Annotated in this window: 16 protein-coding genes and 1 riboswitch; of the genes, 14 read left to right on the forward strand and 2 right to left on the reverse strand. The window is 44.8% G+C overall.

Features of this window, described 5'->3' with window-relative positions; genetic code table 11:
- The first annotated feature begins 38 nt into the window (after positions 1-38).
- The 9 genes from QZ998_RS07405 (at position 39) to QZ998_RS07445 (ending at position 8,060) form a co-directional block, all read left to right on the forward strand.
- Positions 39-470, forward strand: coding sequence for a DUF1934 domain-containing protein (locus QZ998_RS07405; RefSeq protein WP_296559331.1), 432 nt, complete (start codon positions 39-41; stop codon positions 468-470).
- A gap of 137 nt (positions 471-607) precedes the next feature.
- Positions 608-2,284, forward strand: coding sequence for an arginine--tRNA ligase (argS, locus tag QZ998_RS07410; protein ID WP_296559333.1), 1,677 nt, complete (start codon positions 608-610; stop codon positions 2,282-2,284).
- A gap of 2 nt (positions 2,285-2,286) precedes the next feature.
- Positions 2,287-2,994, forward strand: coding sequence for a tRNA threonylcarbamoyladenosine dehydratase (locus tag QZ998_RS07415; protein ID WP_296559337.1), 708 nt, complete (start codon positions 2,287-2,289; stop codon positions 2,992-2,994).
- Positions 2,995-3,174: 180 nt separating this feature from the next.
- Positions 3,175-3,660, forward strand: coding sequence for a 2-C-methyl-D-erythritol 2,4-cyclodiphosphate synthase (ispF, locus tag QZ998_RS07420; RefSeq protein WP_296559364.1), 486 nt, complete (start codon positions 3,175-3,177; stop codon positions 3,658-3,660).
- Positions 3,657-4,352, forward strand: coding sequence for a 5'-methylthioadenosine/adenosylhomocysteine nucleosidase (locus QZ998_RS07425; protein ID WP_296559339.1), 696 nt, complete (start codon positions 3,657-3,659; stop codon positions 4,350-4,352). Before ispF ends, QZ998_RS07425 begins: the two co-directional genes overlap by 4 nt.
- Positions 4,349-5,536 (forward strand): alanine racemase, encoded by a 1,188-nt coding sequence (gene alr, locus QZ998_RS07430; protein ID WP_296559341.1) that lies wholly within the window; start codon positions 4,349-4,351, stop codon positions 5,534-5,536. The genes QZ998_RS07425 and alr overlap by 4 nt, the downstream gene beginning before the upstream one ends.
- Positions 5,537-5,549: 13 nt before the next feature.
- On the forward strand, positions 5,550-6,359 hold the full coding sequence (locus QZ998_RS07435) for a transketolase (protein WP_296559342.1): 810 nt from the start codon (positions 5,550-5,552) through the stop codon (positions 6,357-6,359).
- A 2-nt stretch (positions 6,360-6,361) separates the two neighbouring features.
- Positions 6,362-7,300: a transketolase family protein gene (locus tag QZ998_RS07440; protein ID WP_296559344.1), complete on the forward strand. Its 939-nt coding sequence runs from the start codon at positions 6,362-6,364 to the stop codon at positions 7,298-7,300.
- 160 nt (positions 7,301-7,460) lie between these two features.
- A complete protein-coding gene (locus QZ998_RS07445) occupies positions 7,461-8,060 on the forward strand; it encodes a nitroreductase family protein (protein WP_296559346.1) in 600 nt (199 codons plus the stop codon).
- A 48-nt stretch (positions 8,061-8,108) separates the two neighbouring features.
- Here QZ998_RS07445 and QZ998_RS07450 read toward each other — a convergent pair whose 3' ends face one another.
- Positions 8,109-9,677, reverse strand: coding sequence for a DUF2284 domain-containing protein (locus QZ998_RS07450; RefSeq protein WP_296559348.1), 1,569 nt, complete (start codon positions 9,675-9,677; stop codon positions 8,109-8,111).
- Positions 9,678-10,069: 392 nt separating this feature from the next.
- Between QZ998_RS07450 and QZ998_RS07455 the strand changes: the two genes are divergently transcribed.
- The 5 genes from QZ998_RS07455 to QZ998_RS07475 all read left to right on the forward strand — a co-directional run bounded on the left by QZ998_RS07455 (position 10,070) and on the right by QZ998_RS07475 (position 15,342).
- Complete coding sequence (locus tag QZ998_RS07455) at positions 10,070-11,341, forward strand: ATP-binding protein (RefSeq protein WP_366512409.1); 1,272 nt, start codon at positions 10,070-10,072, stop codon at positions 11,339-11,341.
- Positions 11,338-11,994 (forward strand): RloB family protein, encoded by a 657-nt coding sequence (locus QZ998_RS07460; protein ID WP_296559352.1) that lies wholly within the window; start codon positions 11,338-11,340, stop codon positions 11,992-11,994. Before QZ998_RS07455 ends, QZ998_RS07460 begins: the two co-directional genes overlap by 4 nt.
- A gap of 66 nt (positions 11,995-12,060) precedes the next feature.
- A riboswitch (cobalamin riboswitch) is annotated at positions 12,061-12,231 on the forward strand.
- Positions 12,232-12,483: 252 nt separating this feature from the next.
- Positions 12,484-13,986 (forward strand): ABC transporter ATP-binding protein, encoded by a 1,503-nt coding sequence (locus QZ998_RS07465; protein ID WP_296559354.1) that lies wholly within the window; start codon positions 12,484-12,486, stop codon positions 13,984-13,986.
- Positions 13,987-14,718 carry an energy-coupling factor transporter transmembrane component T gene (locus QZ998_RS07470; RefSeq protein ID WP_296559356.1) on the forward strand — a complete coding sequence of 244 codons (732 nt, stop codon included), beginning with the start codon at positions 13,987-13,989 and terminating at the stop codon, positions 14,716-14,718. It abuts the gene before it with no gap.
- Between the two features lie 66 nt (positions 14,719-14,784).
- The gene (locus QZ998_RS07475) at positions 14,785-15,342 is read left to right on the forward strand and encodes a hypothetical protein (RefSeq protein WP_296559358.1); all 558 of its coding nucleotides are present in this window, start codon (positions 14,785-14,787) and stop codon (positions 15,340-15,342) included.
- Between the two features lie 84 nt (positions 15,343-15,426).
- On the opposite strand, the gene QZ998_RS07480 is transcribed toward QZ998_RS07475, so the two are convergent.
- On the reverse strand, positions 15,427-15,612 hold a 186-nt coding region (locus QZ998_RS07480), incomplete at its 5' end, for a hypothetical protein (RefSeq protein ID WP_296559360.1).

Consider the following 15,612-nt stretch of genomic DNA (forward strand, 5'->3'; position numbering starts at 1 on the left):
TTAATAGTGGAAGAAATTATACCTCTAGGAGGAGACCAATGACTGAAGAAAGAAAAAAAGTATGGTTATCCATTTCGGGAACCGTTAAAGATGAAGAAAATAAGGATACCCTGGAGTTCCTGACCGAAGGAGATTTATATAAAGAAGACAACCGATCCTGTGTGACATATAAAGAATCCGAGGTTTCCGGCATGGAAGGGACAATCACGACCGTTGTTGTTGATGGACAAAAAGTATCAGTCATTCGTTTGGGAACAACCAACTCGATTATGGAATTTGAACGCGGAAAAAGAAACCTGACCTGGTATTCCACCCCGCACGGGGATGTGACCATGGGGATTTTAACCAAGGATGTATTTGTCAATTATAATGAGGATAAAGAGCCGACTAAGGTTTCGATCGACTATAACATCGAAATTGAAGGCATTACAAATTCTCGGAATATCCTGAACATAAAAATTACCCAATAAAAATGGCAGCAATGTCAATCACAGGAGAAGCGCCAGGAGCGCTTCTCCTTTAAATTTCACCTGACCGGAAATGATTAGTAATGTGCAATAATCGAATATAATCTGAACATAAATAGAAGAGTGAGAGGAACTTAAGGATGTACATACGCGAAAAAATCACCGAACAAATCAAGAAAATCATTGGCGATGCGCTTAATCAAACAATCGAATCGGGAGCATTGACGATAGCGATAAAACCGGATCTTTTTCTGGAAATTCCCAGAGAAAAAGAACACGGTGAGTATTCCACCAATATCGCCATGCAGCTGCCCAAACAGACCAAGAAAGCACCCCGTTTGATTGCTGAAACCTTAGTGGCCAATATGAATACCACAGACTCCTACGTCGAGTCCATTGAAATAGCCGGACCGGGCTTTATTAACTTCAAACTTAAACCCTATTGGCAGTATGCGGTTTTAGCAGAAGTGACAGAAATGAAAGCGGATTATGGCCGGAGTCAGAAAAATGCCGGCAAAAAATTTAATCTGGAGTTTATTTCCGCCAATCCCACCGGACCGATGCATATGGGTAATGCCAGAGGTGGTGCTATTGGCGATATTTTAGCGGCAGTAGCCGACTGGACCGGCTATGATGTCACCCGGGAATTTTATATTAATGACGCCGGCAATCAAATTGTCAAATTTGGTGATTCCCTGGATGCCCGCTATCGCCAATTGATGGGAGAAGCGATCGCTTTTCCCGAGGATGGTTATCAGGGTGAAGACATTACCGAACATATGAGAGCTTTCATTGCCGCAAATGGTGATGCTCATCGGGCGATGACCCCAGAAGAACGAAAACCAATCCTGATTGATTATGCACTAAATAAAAACCTCACCCAAATGCGCAGTGATTTAGAAGCATATGGGATCCGCTATGACGTTTGGTTTTCAGAACAAAGCCTTTATGACAGCGGTGCTATTGAGCAGACCATTGCGCTACTGGGAAAAGGCGGCTTTACCTATGAACAGGAAGGGGCCTTATGGTTTAAGGCCACCGCATTCGGTTCTGACAAGGACGATGTGCTAATCCGGGCTAATGGATTGCCGACCTATTTTATGGCTGATATCGCCTACCACATCGATAAGTTTGTTAACCGGGGCTTCAATCGTTGCATCAACGTTTGGGGTGCCGATCACCATGGCCATGTCGCCCGGCTTAAAGGGGCGCTGGCAGCAGTAGGCATTGACGCCGCTAATTTTGATGTGGTCATCATGCAACTGGTGCGATTGCTAAGAAACGGCGAAGTAGCAAGAATGTCCAAACGTCAGGGAAAAGCCATTGCCCTGACTGATCTGATCGACGAAGTCGGCGTCGATGCGACCCGTTTCTTCTTTAATCTGCGCTCACCAGATAGTCATTTTGACTTTGATTTGGATCTGGCGATTGAACAGTCCAATGATAACCCGGTCTTTTATGTGCAGTATGCCCATGCCCGAATTTGCAGCATTATTCGTCAGATGAAAGGAGAATTGGATGATACGATTCTCCTGGATTACAGTCGGCTGGTCGAAAAGGAAGAATTGAACCTGCTGGAAATCCTGTCTAATTTCCCGGATGAAATACTGACCGCCGAAGACAAACTGGATCCTAGCCGAATCACCCGATATGCCATTGATCTGGCAATGGCCTTCCATAGTTTTTATAATGCCTGCCATGTTCGGGTTGCTGACAAGGCCTTGATGAAAGCCCGCGTTGCCCTAATTGAGGCAAGCAAGCAAGTGATTCAAAATGCCCTCGGTATTTTGGGAGTATCAGCTCCAGAAAGAATGTAAAAATGAAAACAGAATCAGGAATCTTTGACCGTACTGAAAAGCTGATTGGCCAATCCGGTTTGGAGATTCTAAAAAACTCACGCGTTATCCTCTTTGGGGTTGGCGGCGTCGGCTCATTTGTAGCTGAAGCCTTAATCCGTAGCGGGGTTGGTTTTTTAACCATCGTTGATAAGGACACCATCGAGGCCAGCAATCTCAATCGTCAGATTATGGCCAATGTTAAAACGATCGGCAAGAAAAAAGTTGATGCCATGGCCAGAAGGCTGATTGCCATCAACCCGCTTTCGCTCGTCCATCCGATGCATCAGTGTTATACCCCGGAAAATTCCCATGATTTTCACCTTCAAGACTATGATTATGTCATTGATGCGGTCGATATGGTCACCGCAAAAATTGATTTGATCATTAAAAGCCAGCAAAATAAGGTGCCGATTATCAGTTGTATGGGAACCGGAAATAAGATCGACGCCAGTTGTTTTAAGATTGCCGATATCTACGAAACCGCTGTTTGTCCGCTGGCCAAAGTGATTCGTAAAGAATTACGGGCACGAGGGGTGGAATCGCTGAAGGTTCTTTATTCTACTGAAGAGCCGATGATCAGAGAAACCCCGCCGGGTAGTATCGCCTTTGTCCCTTCGGTCGCCGGACTGCTGATTGCTGGTGAAGTGGTGCGGGATCTGTTGAAAACTGGAACGATCGAAAAAATTTAAACCGATACTGGCCGCCAGATCAAATAGCTTAATAGCCTTTTAAGTTATCTATTTGGTGGCATTTTTTTAGAGGTTTATGTTATAATTTTATTGTCAAAAGCGGATTGGATGAGATTTGAATAACGGTGTCTGATTAGCTATAGAAATTTACGAGTAAAAGTGGCTGAAAGGGGTAAGATGATACGGATCGGAATTGGGTATGACGTCCATCGTTTAGTAGAAAATCGACCACTCATTTTAGGCGGTGTAAAAATAGCGCATTCCTTGGGTCTGTTGGGACATTCCGATGCCGATGTGCTGGTGCATGCCATTATCGATGCGCTTTTAGGGGCCTTGGCACTTGGTGATATTGGTAAGCACTTTCCCGACACCGATGGCGCCTATAAAGATTGTGACAGTTTACTGCTGCTAAAGAAGGTGGGACAGCTGGTTGCCGAGAAGGGCTACGCAATTAATAATATCGATTCAACGATTATTGCCCAGGCTCCAAAGCTTGCGCCTTATATTGAAATCATGAGCGAAAATATTAGCAGAACGCTGGAATTAGCCGGAGATTCTGTGAGTGTAAAAGCTACGACTGAAGAAGGTTTAGGCTTTACCGGGAGTGAACAGGGGATCGCTGCCAACGCAGTGGTGAGTCTTTTGAAAGGAGAAATAAACAAATGATTGGTATTATTGCAGCGATGGACAGTGAGGTTCGCGACATCAAGTCAGCGATGGAAGATGGCATCAAGATCCACCACGGAGGGATGACATTTTTTAAGGGAAAACTCCACCAAAAAGAGGTTGTGGCCGTTAAAAGCGGGGTTGGAAAAGTTAATGCTGCCATGTGTAGTCAGGTTCTGATTGATATTTTTAAGGTAAGTTCGATCATCAATGTCGGGGTGGCCGGTGCGGTTCACCCCGATCTGGAAATAGGTGATATTGTCATTTCAGAAGACAGCTGTCAATACGATATGGATGCCCGAGCCTTTGGCCATCCCCGGGGTGAGATCCCAAACATGGATATAACCTTTTTTAAAGCAGACCCGACCCTGATCAAGCTGGCCGAGCAAGCCGCGGAAACACTAAAAGTTTCCTATCGAACCGGGCGAATCATGACTGCTGACTTGGGGGTCGACTCGAAACAGCTCAAAGAAGAACTGCGGGAAGAATTCGACGGATTGTGTGTCGAAATGGAAGGTGCGGCAGTCGGTCAGGTGGCGATGCTCAACCAGGTTGCTTATCTGGTGATTCGTTCGATCTCGGACAAGGCCGATTCCAATTTGACCGATGATTACAAGAAAAATCTGGAAGCATCGATTAAGAATGGAGTCGCGATGGTGCTGGGTATGGTCAAGGAAGTTCCGTCGGTATGAAGGAACTGGCACTTCGCCCAACCTGGGCCGAAATTGATTTAGATGCACTGACTAGTAATTATGAAGAAATTCGCAGAATCGTTGGCCCCGACGTTAAGATTCTGGGAGTGATCAAGGCCGATGCTTACGGTCATGGCAGTTTGGAATGTGCCCGAACCCTCTGTGATGCCGGCGTCGATATGCTGGCCGTAGCCTTTATTGATGAAGCGATTGCCCTCCGACAGGGCGGGATCACCGAACCGATTTTATTGCTGGGCTACACCGCAAAAGAACATATTCCTGATCTGATCCGCTGGGATGTGATTCCTGGCACCTATCAGTTTGATTTTGCCAAAGCCTTATCGGAGCATTGTCAGGAAATCGGCATGCGTCATCCCGTTCATGTAAAAATCGATACGGGCATGGGTCGGATCGGAATTGGCTGGCAGGAGGCTTCACATGTCATTGAAGCGATGAATCAATTAGAAGGCATTGAACTACAAGGTCTATATACCCATTTTTCAACCGCTGATGCCACCGATAAAACCTACACCGCGGAGCAGATCAGGCGCTACCAACAGGTTCTTGCTGAACTGGAAGCCAAGCATATCGCCATTCCCATCAAACATATGGCTAACAGTGCCGGAATCTTTGATGTCGAAGGGGTACATTTTGATATGGTGCGACCGGGGATTATTCTTTATGGCCTTTATCCCTCGGCAGAGGTGGATCGCTCAAAAATCTCTTTAAAACCGGTCATGACCCTGAAATCAACGATTGTCCATTTGAAAATACTTCACCCCGGCGAGTCGGTCAGTTATGGCAATCGTTATGTCGCTAACGAAGACCGGATCATCGGCACCTTGCCAATCGGCTATGCCGATGGCTACACCAGGATGTTAAACGGACTGGCCAAGGTCTGGATTGCCGGCCAGCTGGTGCCAGTGGTCGGCAGTATCTGCATGGATCAATGCATGATCGATTTGACCGAGGTGGAAGCAGTTTCCCTTTACGATGAGGTGGAGCTTTTTGGCAACAACATTTCAGCCGATGTGCTGGCCGAGGCATTGGGAACCATCAATTATGAAATTACCTGTATGGTCAACAAACGGGTACCCCGGGTATTTATTAAAGACGGGGTTCCCCAGTCGATCAGACGTGATATTTTAGATCGGCAAATCAACACGAATAGTGATATTTATTAAAGAGGAGAATTAAATGGCATTTTTAGAAGAAACCGTTAGGGGAATTCGCAAGGATATTGTAAAAATGATTGGCAAGGCAGCTTCAGGTCATCCTGGTGGCTCCTTGTCGTCAGCAGAAATTTTGACCCTGCTTTATTTTGAACAAATGAATGTAGATGAAAACAATCCCCGCAAGGAAGATCGAGATCGCTTTGTGCTGTCAAAAGGACACGCTGCCCCGGTGCTGTATGCAACGCTGGCAGCAAAAGGCTTTTTCCCCAGAGCCGAGCTAGAAAACCTAAGACAATTGGGCTCGATTCTCCAGGGACATCCCGATATGAACAAGGTGCCCGGGGTTGATATGTCAACCGGTTCTTTGGGACAGGGAATTTCGGTGGCTGCCGGGATGGCATTGGCCGCAAAAATGGACAATAAGGATCATAAGATCTATGCATTACTGGGCGATGGCGAATTACAAGAAGGTCTGGTTTGGGAAGCTGCTATGGCGGCCAGCCATTATCAGCTTAATAATCTGATTGCCCTTGTCGATAATAATAATCTTCAGATTGATGGGGCTATCTGTGAGGTAATGTCACCATTCCCCATCGATAGCAAGTTTGAGGCTTTTGGTTGGAACGTCATCACCGTCGAAGACGGTCATGATTTCGATGAGTTGCGAACCGCCGTAGAAGCAGCAAAAAAATCAGAGGATAAACCAACCGTGATCATTTGCAAAACGGTTAAGGGTAAATGTGTCTCCTTTATGGAAAACAATGCGGGATGGCATGGAAAAGGGCCAAATGCAGAAGAAGTGAAACAAGCATTGGCAGAATTGGAGGCATAATCATGGCAGATAAAAAATCAACACGACAGGCTTATGGCGAATACTTGGTGAAATTGGGTGAAAAAAACCAGAATCTGGTGGTTCTGGATGCCGATCTCTCAGGCGCAACCAAGACCAATATCTTTAAAAATGCCTGCCCCGAACGGCACTTTAATGTGGGGATTGCCGAAGCAAACCTGATGGGAATGTCGGCCGGGTTAGCAACCGCAGGGAAAATTCCCTTTGCCAGCACCTTTGCTATATTTGGCGCCGGGCGAGCCTATGAAATTATTCGTAACAGCATCTGTTACCCGAAACTAAATGTAAAAATAGCCTTAACCCATTCCGGCATATCAGTCGGTGAAGATGGCGGATCACACCAGTCGATCGAAGACATTGCGCTGATGCGGGTTTTACCCAATATGACGGTTTTATCGCCGGCAGATGCGGTCGAAACAGAAAAGATGATGGATGCCGCGATGGCAATCGACGGACCGGTTTATATTCGTCTGGGTCGCAGTGATGTACCGGTTCTTTTTGACGAAGACTACCAATTTGAGATCGGAAAAGCCGGCTTGTTAAAAAGCGGCGAGGACGTGACCATTATTGCGACCGGCATGATGGTCGGACCAGCCATGGAAGCGGCAGATTTTTTAAAAATCGATGGTGTTTCGGCTAGCGTATTAAATATGGGCTCGATTAAACCAATCGATGTAACTGCCATTAAAGATGCGGCTGTCAATACCGGTGCTCTAGTTACCGCTGAAGAGCACAGCATTATCGGCGGTCTGGGTAGTGCCGTTGCCGAAGTATTATGCGATGTCGCGCCAGTGCCCCTGGAACGCGTTGGTGTTAAGGATCTCTTTGGACAATCGGGTAAGGTTGCACCACTGATGGAAAAATATGGTTTAACAGCCAAAGATATTGTTGCAGCTGCTAAAAAAGCCATCCAACGAAAATAACAACAAAACCAGAACTAGCAAGTTATCAAAAAACAGAGTCGTGAAGACTCTGTTTTTTTAACGTTTTGCATATAAAAATTGAATTTGCTAATAATTAGGGTATAATAATCAATACGAGATCAAACCAACAAACATTTTTAAATAAGTAAGGAGTACTTGCATGCCATTAGATTTTAGAGAAGCAACAGAGCAACGGCGCTCGATATACGGAATTTGCGATGAAAGTCCCATCACAGCTGAAGAAATAATGGACATCATCGACCATTCAACAAAGCACATACCTTCGGCATTTAACTGTCAAAGTCAGCGGGTTGCGGTACTGTTTGGAGAGAAGCATCTGGAGTTCTGGGCTATCGTGATGGAAACACTCAGAAAGAAAGTTCTGGCTGATGAATTCCGCTCTACTGAAAATCGGATTAATAGTTTTGCAGCAGGATGCGGAACCTTGCTATTTTATGATGATAACTCTGTTACTAAAGGACTGATGGAAAGGTTTTTACCCTATCGAGACCGGATTCCGGATTGGGCTGAACAAGCCAATGGGATGTTGCAGTTTGCTATTTGGACGCAATTATCAGCAGCAGGCCTGGGTGCAAGCCTGCAACACTATAATCCGATTATTGATAATGAGGTAAGGACCACCTTTCTGATCCCATCGGATTGGCGACTGATCGCTCAGATGCCCTTTGGCGTGCCTACCGAAGAGCCTATTACAAAAGATTTTGAGCCCATTGAACGGCGGGTCATTGTCATTGAATAATCAAAAAAACCACGGTAATTCCGTGGTTTTTTTACGATCTGAAGGGCTTTATTCAAGCAGCAATAAGCCATAGTATTTCACAAATTCATCCTTGCAAGCCAGTGTCTTTAAGGTTTCACCATTATTGCGGACGGTTTCGAAGACATCAATGCCGGAGCCTTCCATCGAGGGACGGCGATTTTTCGTGTTAAGACACGGTTTTGCCAAATCACAGGTGGGGCAGATATGACAGGGTCCCGACCAGAAGGCAAAGGCCTTGTGAAAACCGCCAGTAAAGGCTAAGCGTTCGGCTACTAAGATCTTTCGTTGAAATTCTCCAGTTCCCGGGGTTCCTCTAATCAGAAATGCCCTGGAATAGGTGGAAAGTAGCCGGCCGGTTTCTTCAAAGGGGATCTCATTAGCCTGACAATGTTTGAGATTGGCCGAAGAGCAGCCAAAGGCGCATTTATTTTTGGCAAATTCGGTAACCACCACCGAATCGGTGGCAATTTCTAAAACGTCATCAAAGCCGATGTTAAGAATCGGGTGTTTTAAGCGTTGAATCGGGGTCAAAGCCAGAGCTTCCAAAAAAGATGGCGATTTTCCGGCAAAAATGACAGCGGTATCGGTTTCAAGCGGAACCAGAGCAGTGGTGGTGAGACCGGCTGCCTCAAATTTGCGGATGACTTCTTTTGCGGAACAAACCTGGCTCCCAGAATTGATCATCCAATTGACTCCGGATAACCGGGTCATTAGAGTTGCATGCTCGTCAAAGGCGTCGTGAAGCATCAGGATACCATCAGACTGAAGCATTGGTAAACAGGCGAGCAACTCATTTAGAATGAGTTGATGATCTTTACTGATTGACAGGCTGGTCAAGATGATCAGAGAATAGAGCGCCTGATTTTTGGCAGAGGCGACGCGCAGTGCTTCTAAGGAACAGGTATCCATCCGCTGTGCCTGGGGGTCATTAAAAACAGTAGCGTCAATCGGGAAGGGATTATCATCGCTAAGCAGGGTGATCTCCAGATTCGGAAAGGTTTCAAGAAAACAGTCTGCCATTGTTTGAGCTCCGGGACCGCTGACTAGAATTTTCCCCGACAAGGCCGGAAAAAAGTTGACACAGTCAAGGGCTTTCATGCGGGTCAATTCAGGAATAGCTTTATTCTTTAGTTGATCGAGCTGTTCATGGGCTAAATCTTCTAGCCCACTATCCGGTTCAATTGGAGTGTCTTTTAGCAGCGAAGCTTTTAGCTGATGCCATTTTTGAGACTGTAATTGGTGCAGCTTGATGGCATGACCCAGATAATCCGGACTGGATGAAAGTAGATAGCGTTTGCTTATGATGGCGTTGCTGTAAGAGCCCTGATAACAAAAAAGCAAACCCAGACTTTCCAGCAGCGGCAGAAAGGTTGACAATGCCGTAGTATCGGTTTCCAGTTTTTCTGAAAGCGCTTGGACATCGGCGCCATGATCTCCGAAGGCATTCAGAATTTCGAAAAGATCCAGTTCCAGGGCGGTAAACAAAGCTTCAGATGCCCAGTTGGCGGTCGAAAGGTTTGCCAGATACTGGCCGCCATGGGTATGAGGGTCATAGTTTTTTACAGTGAAGTGACGATTTTGTTCTAAATTTTTCATAAGGTTTTCCTATTCTTGAAATTTTTGAGGGCAGAAATAACGAACTATTTTTATGCGCATAAAATTCCCGATTAAAATACGAATGCAAGAACAAAATGCCGTCTTTATTTCAATGATATTGTCATTATACAACTCAAAAGCGAAATCAGCAAGGTCCACAAAGAAGCTGGGAAAAGAGAAAAAAGGATCTTGTTGGGGTCGCACATCAGTGTTGAGAATTTATTAATTTGATGAAATTTTGTAAAATAGTTTATGATATTGACTTATTTGCCCAGTAAAGCATATAATGTGAATATAATTTTGATAAAAATTTGCAGAATGGAGGGAAATGTATGCTGCTTGAATTCAAAGCGAAGAATTACAAATCGTTTAAAGAGGAATTAGTTTTTTCGATGATTCCAGCACCTAAACAGAAAGGACTGGATTATAGTGTGCAGCATTCAAAAGTTGGCAAGAAGGAGTACAAAGGACTGTGCTCGGCGGTGATATATGGCCCTAATGCATCCGGTAAAACAAATATCATCGGAGCAATGGACACCTTTAAAACAATCACTCTTCGCGGAAATATTCGGAATTTAGACGATAAAAGTGCTCCCAATGCTGCTGCTAATGCACTAGAGCTGATTCCGAATAACTCAAACGAAGAGCATAGCCCAGTTTCATTCTCTGTTAAATTTATTGATAACAACTTTTTAATTGAGTATTCGTTTGAAGTAAACCTTGGCATGTTTTTAGAGGCGGATTTTCCGAGAAAGATCATTTCAGAGTCTCTTTCAGTCAACGAGGAAGTGGTCTTTACCAGAAACAAAGACCTGGAGTTTGGAACATTTGATACGATTGAAAATATACTAGTAAATGCTTTTGACCAGAATAAAAAAGGTGCGATTTCTTTGGCAAAAAGCAACTTGAATGATGAAGAACTATTTTTAAGCAACGGTTTTAAAACGATGTTTAGCGCAAAACTGACTTTGTTAATCAGCAACTGGTTAGATAATAAGTTTATGGTAATCTACCGTGCAGACTCATTAAATCTGATTCGCAAATTCTCAGATCCTCAAAAAAAGTCGGTCTATATTGAAAAGACGATGAACGAGGCTGCAAACTATTTTGGAATCACCTCTAATGCCTTAGGTTATGTAATTGAGGGGGATGAAGCCGAAGCGAAATTGTACTCGCTTTTTAATGGGATTGAGAAAAGTACAGCCATAAAAGCTGAGGTATTTGAATCATATGGCACGATTCGTTTTATTAATATGTTTCCGTTGGTGGTTAACGCCCTCTTGAATGGTGGAACCTTAGTAGTTGATGAGTTTGATGCTTCGATCCATCCAATGGCACTGATGAGTATTATCAATATTTTTCACAACGACGAGATTAACATCAATAACGCACAACTGATTTTTAATACGCATAACCCGATCTTTCTGAATGCCAATCTATTTCGACGGGATGAGATAAAATTTGTCGAAAGAGATGATGATACCCACTGCAGCATTCACTATTCTCTTTCTGATTTTGGTACAACAGGCAAGAACGGTGTTCGTAAGAACGAAGATTATTTAAAAAATTACTTTATCAGCCGCTACGGTGCGATCAAAGACATAGATTTTACGCCAATTTTTGAAAGTCTATTAGATGATACAAAAGAGGATCAGCAGCGATGAAAGAAAATCGAAAATACTACTTTACCGTTGAGGGTGAAACTGAGAAGTGGTATTTACAGTGGTTGCAGGACACTGTAAATGCCGAACCAACTTCAAAGTACAGAAAAATTTCTATTGACTGCCCCATTCAAAAAAATCCATTGAAACGGGCAAAATCACTGGTGAACTTAGGAAAAACTGAGATAACCCATATATTTGACTACGAGAGTAATGAGGAAATTCACACAACCCAGTTTCAAACTACATTGGATCAAATGAAGCAATCGCAATCAGTCGGCAAATCCATTAAATATCTGCTGGGATACAGTAATTTCACATTTGAACTATGGATCGTATTGCACAAAATAAACTGCCAGGGTTGTTTAACTCACCGTAAGCAGTACATCAAATCCATCAATCGAGCATATAGTGAATGCTTCGAAAATCTTGATCAGTATAAGCATGAAGATAATTTCAAGCGAGTTCTCAGTAAGTTGACTTTAGATGATGTAAAAAATGCAATTAAGAGATCAAAGGCTATCATGCAAAATAATGAAGATAACGGGCTTGTCCTACAGCAGTATAAGGGATATCGGTTCTATAAAGAAAATCCTTCTCTTTCTATTTGGTTAGCAATTGAAAAGATATTGCAAGATTGTGGATTATTAGAGTGAGTATTAATAAAAATTTTGTCAAACAGTTGACAAGAGCTTATAAATTCGCTATGATTGACTCAATATAATATGTACACGATTTATGGTGCCTTGTAAAGGAGAATAGGGAATCAGGTGAGAATCCTGGACGAACCCATCACTGTAATGGTTTTGTTTTTGCACATGCCACTGGAAACGGGAAGGCGCAAAAACAGATAAACCAGAGTCAGGAGACCTGCCATAAATTAACGAGTATGAAACGACGGTAAAGTTTCGGCTATCCTTAGGATTAACCTATCGATAGTCGGAGCTTCTTTTTTTGCGCGAAAGCATAAAGCCGTGCGCTGAATTGAAAGAATTAAATATTGTTAAACTCGCTTATAAAATGTTTAATTCTTTCAATTCAGCATAGGGCGTAGCCCGCGACGAAGGTCGCAGCTCAGCGAAAACCGAAGTGCCCGGCTTTAGGCATAAAGCCATCATTCAAAAATTCAATCACGAGGCCACCCAATGAAACCCATCATCCAACTGGATATCAAAACGCTTACCTTTCCTGACGCGTGCGAACCGGCGCTTAAAAACATTAAACTAAATATCAATGAGGGAGAATACATTGCCATTACCGGCGGAGCGGCTTCGGGGAAGTCAGTGTTGCTCCACGCGATTACCTCGGCGGCACCAAAGTTTTACCCCTGTGTGCTAAACGGGACGGTTACGGTAGCCAATCAGGATGTGTCAAGCATTCCGCTCTGCCAAATGGCTGACTATCTGGGCTATATGATGCAGGAACCGCAAAACCAGATGGTCAACCGACGGGTTGCTGATGAGCTGGCCTTTGGGGTGGCCAATCTTAATCTGACCGGGGCAGAAATCGCCAAGCGTGTCAATGTGATCATGGACTTTCTCGGGATCCGGGAGTTCTCAGACCGCACCACGGATGCCTTATCCGGCGGGCAAGCCCAGAAGGTGGTGCTAGGGAGTATCCTGGCGATGAAAACCCCGATCCTGCTGTTGGATCAGCCCACTGCCGAACTGGATCCCAAAACCAGTTCGGAACTGTATCGGCACCTGGGTCAGCTCAACCGGGAGAAAAAGATCACGACCCTGGTCGTCATGGATAAATCTGGCGCGGTTTTAAAAGACGCCCATCGGGTGCTGGTAATGGAAGCCGGTATGGTGAAAGATTTTCTACCGGTTGACGAATATCAGAAAAAATACGGTAATGAAAAAAAGTACCATCGACCCCTACCGTTCATGGTTGATGAAAGTACCGACGTGATTAAGTTAAGCGGCGCGTCGCATTGCTATAAAGGTGGGATAACCGGATGCCAGCCGCTGGATTTCAGTCTTAAAAAAGGCGATTTTACGGCGGTCATCGGTCAGAATGGTTCAGGTAAATCGACCATGCTCAAGCTCATTGAAGGGCTGGTCAAACCAAGTACCGGTAGCGTGGAACTATTCGGGACCGCGGTGACAAAGAAAAATGTCGGTCAACTGCGGCGCCGGATCGGGTTTCTGTTTCAGAATCCCGATGATCAGATCTTTTGCAGCTCCGTCAAAGACGAAATCAGTTATGTTTTAAAAAATAGCAATAGTAGCAATAAGAATCTCAGTCAGCACGAGCAGGAGCAAAAGATTCAGGAAACCCTGACCCTGATCGGACTGGCGGGTCTCGAAGATATCCATCCCCAGCGCTTGAGCCGGGGACAGCGCCAATTGCTGGCGCTGGGTTCGGTCGTTATAAGTGACCCCGAGCTGATCATTGCCGATGAACCGACCTCCGGTTTAAACGCCCCCCAGAGTCAACTGGTGATGGAAAAGCTGGCTCGGCTCAGCCGTCAAGGTGTCACCATTTTGCTGGTGACCCACGATTTGACAGAGGCCAGAGACTTTGCCAATCGGATTGTGGTGATGCACAATCATCAGCTGGCGCTGGAATTTGCAGCAGCCAAAATGGATGATTACAAAAAGGACTTAGTTCGACTGGAACTAATAGAAGGAGGCGATTATTAAATGTTTGTTTTAAAAAAACTGGATCCACGGCTCAAACTGACCTGGTGTCTGTTTCTGGTTTTTACAGCCTTGGTTTCGCGAAGTGTGATCCTCAATGGGGTATTACTGGGCTTGATACTGATCAGTGAACTACTCTCGGAGAAAAGCTTAAAATCATTCAAAATGCTGTCAATCCTGTTGCTGATTCTAAGCACGCAGGTCTTGATTATCAATCTGATCTTTGGACGCGAAGGCGACCTGCTTTATTCGTGGGGAATGTTGCAGATTTACAGTGGCTTTGTCGCCACCGCGATGCTGGCTTTTTTGAGAATTGGGATTATCTCCTTAAGCGCCTATCAGTTTGGCGTTCACACCGACCCTATGGATATGGCGCAGATGCTCATTTACTGGCATATCCCCTATCGTTATGCGATGTTGGTGCCAATGGTAGCCCGGTTTTTTCCGGTGATGATTGGCGAATACCAGTCCATCTGCGACAGCCAGTCAGCCCGCGGGGTGCCCTGTGATACGGTAGTTGAAAAAATCCGGAACCTGCCTGCCTCGATTTTACCGCTGATGTACCGGGCGATGCGGATATCGAGTGATGCGGCGTTGTCGGTGGAACTCCGCGGATATGGTCGCCATCCATCGCGAAATTTTCAGAAAAAAATAAATCTCCGTCCCCTGGAAGGCATGACCATCGTCTGCCTGATAATCGGCTTTGGCGGGGTCTTGGTAAAAACCATTTTATAAGGGCATAAAAATTGTCTAATTAGAAATAAATAAAAATAAAAACATTCAAAAACAGAGGAGAAAAAAATGCAAAACGAACAAGCAATTGGAAAAAGAAGTATTTTTAAAACGGACACTAAATCTTTAATTGGTGCCGTCGTTATGGGGATCGTATTTGTTATTGCCTGCCAGATTACTGGCCAGATTGATAACATGCTACCCTGGGGAAAAATGGGGATGTACCTGATTAATGGAACAGTCTGGGCATTTTTTACCGGGATTTTGACATTGGTTTACAAGCAGCCCGGTGGACTGATTGCCGCCGAAGTGGAAGCCCTGATTTCGGTTATGTATACACCATTATGGGTGGCCTTTATTTTTGCTAATGCTATTGCATCGATCTGGGTATCCTTGGTGGCGGCAAAATATGACATGAGCAAATGGTCGCATCACATTATCGCTCAGGCGGGAGTCTGTATTCTAGGGAACATCATTGTTTCGGTGGGTCTGGTTTTGATTCTTGGTCTGCCAGTAAACGTCGCTATCGTTGAAGGCTTGATTCTGATCGCCGTGACCTGGCCACTAGCGACCATCGCCACAAAAAAAGTTTATGATGCCTTATTAAAATCAGGAATGGTTAAGTAAGTCTCAAAGCCTTTGATGGTCCAGCTGAACGACCGTATCGACCGATGACCGAGGGGTCAGACCCTTGTTAATCTGTTGTTTGCATCAGGGCGAACAGGCAATCCCCTGTCTGATCCTGCGCGCAGGCAACGAGCCAATCACAAGCTTGCTTGTAGTTGGCGACTGCCTGTGAACCAACAAGAAATAAGCGTAGCGCATTTCTTGTGGTGCGCGCATACAACAGATTAACAATTGGTCGGTACGGTAGAGAGCAAACACCTGAGTTTTACA

This window comes from uncultured Acetobacterium sp. (genome assembly GCF_927416815.1).
Classification (GTDB): domain Bacteria; phylum Bacillota; class Clostridia; order Eubacteriales; family Eubacteriaceae; genus Acetobacterium.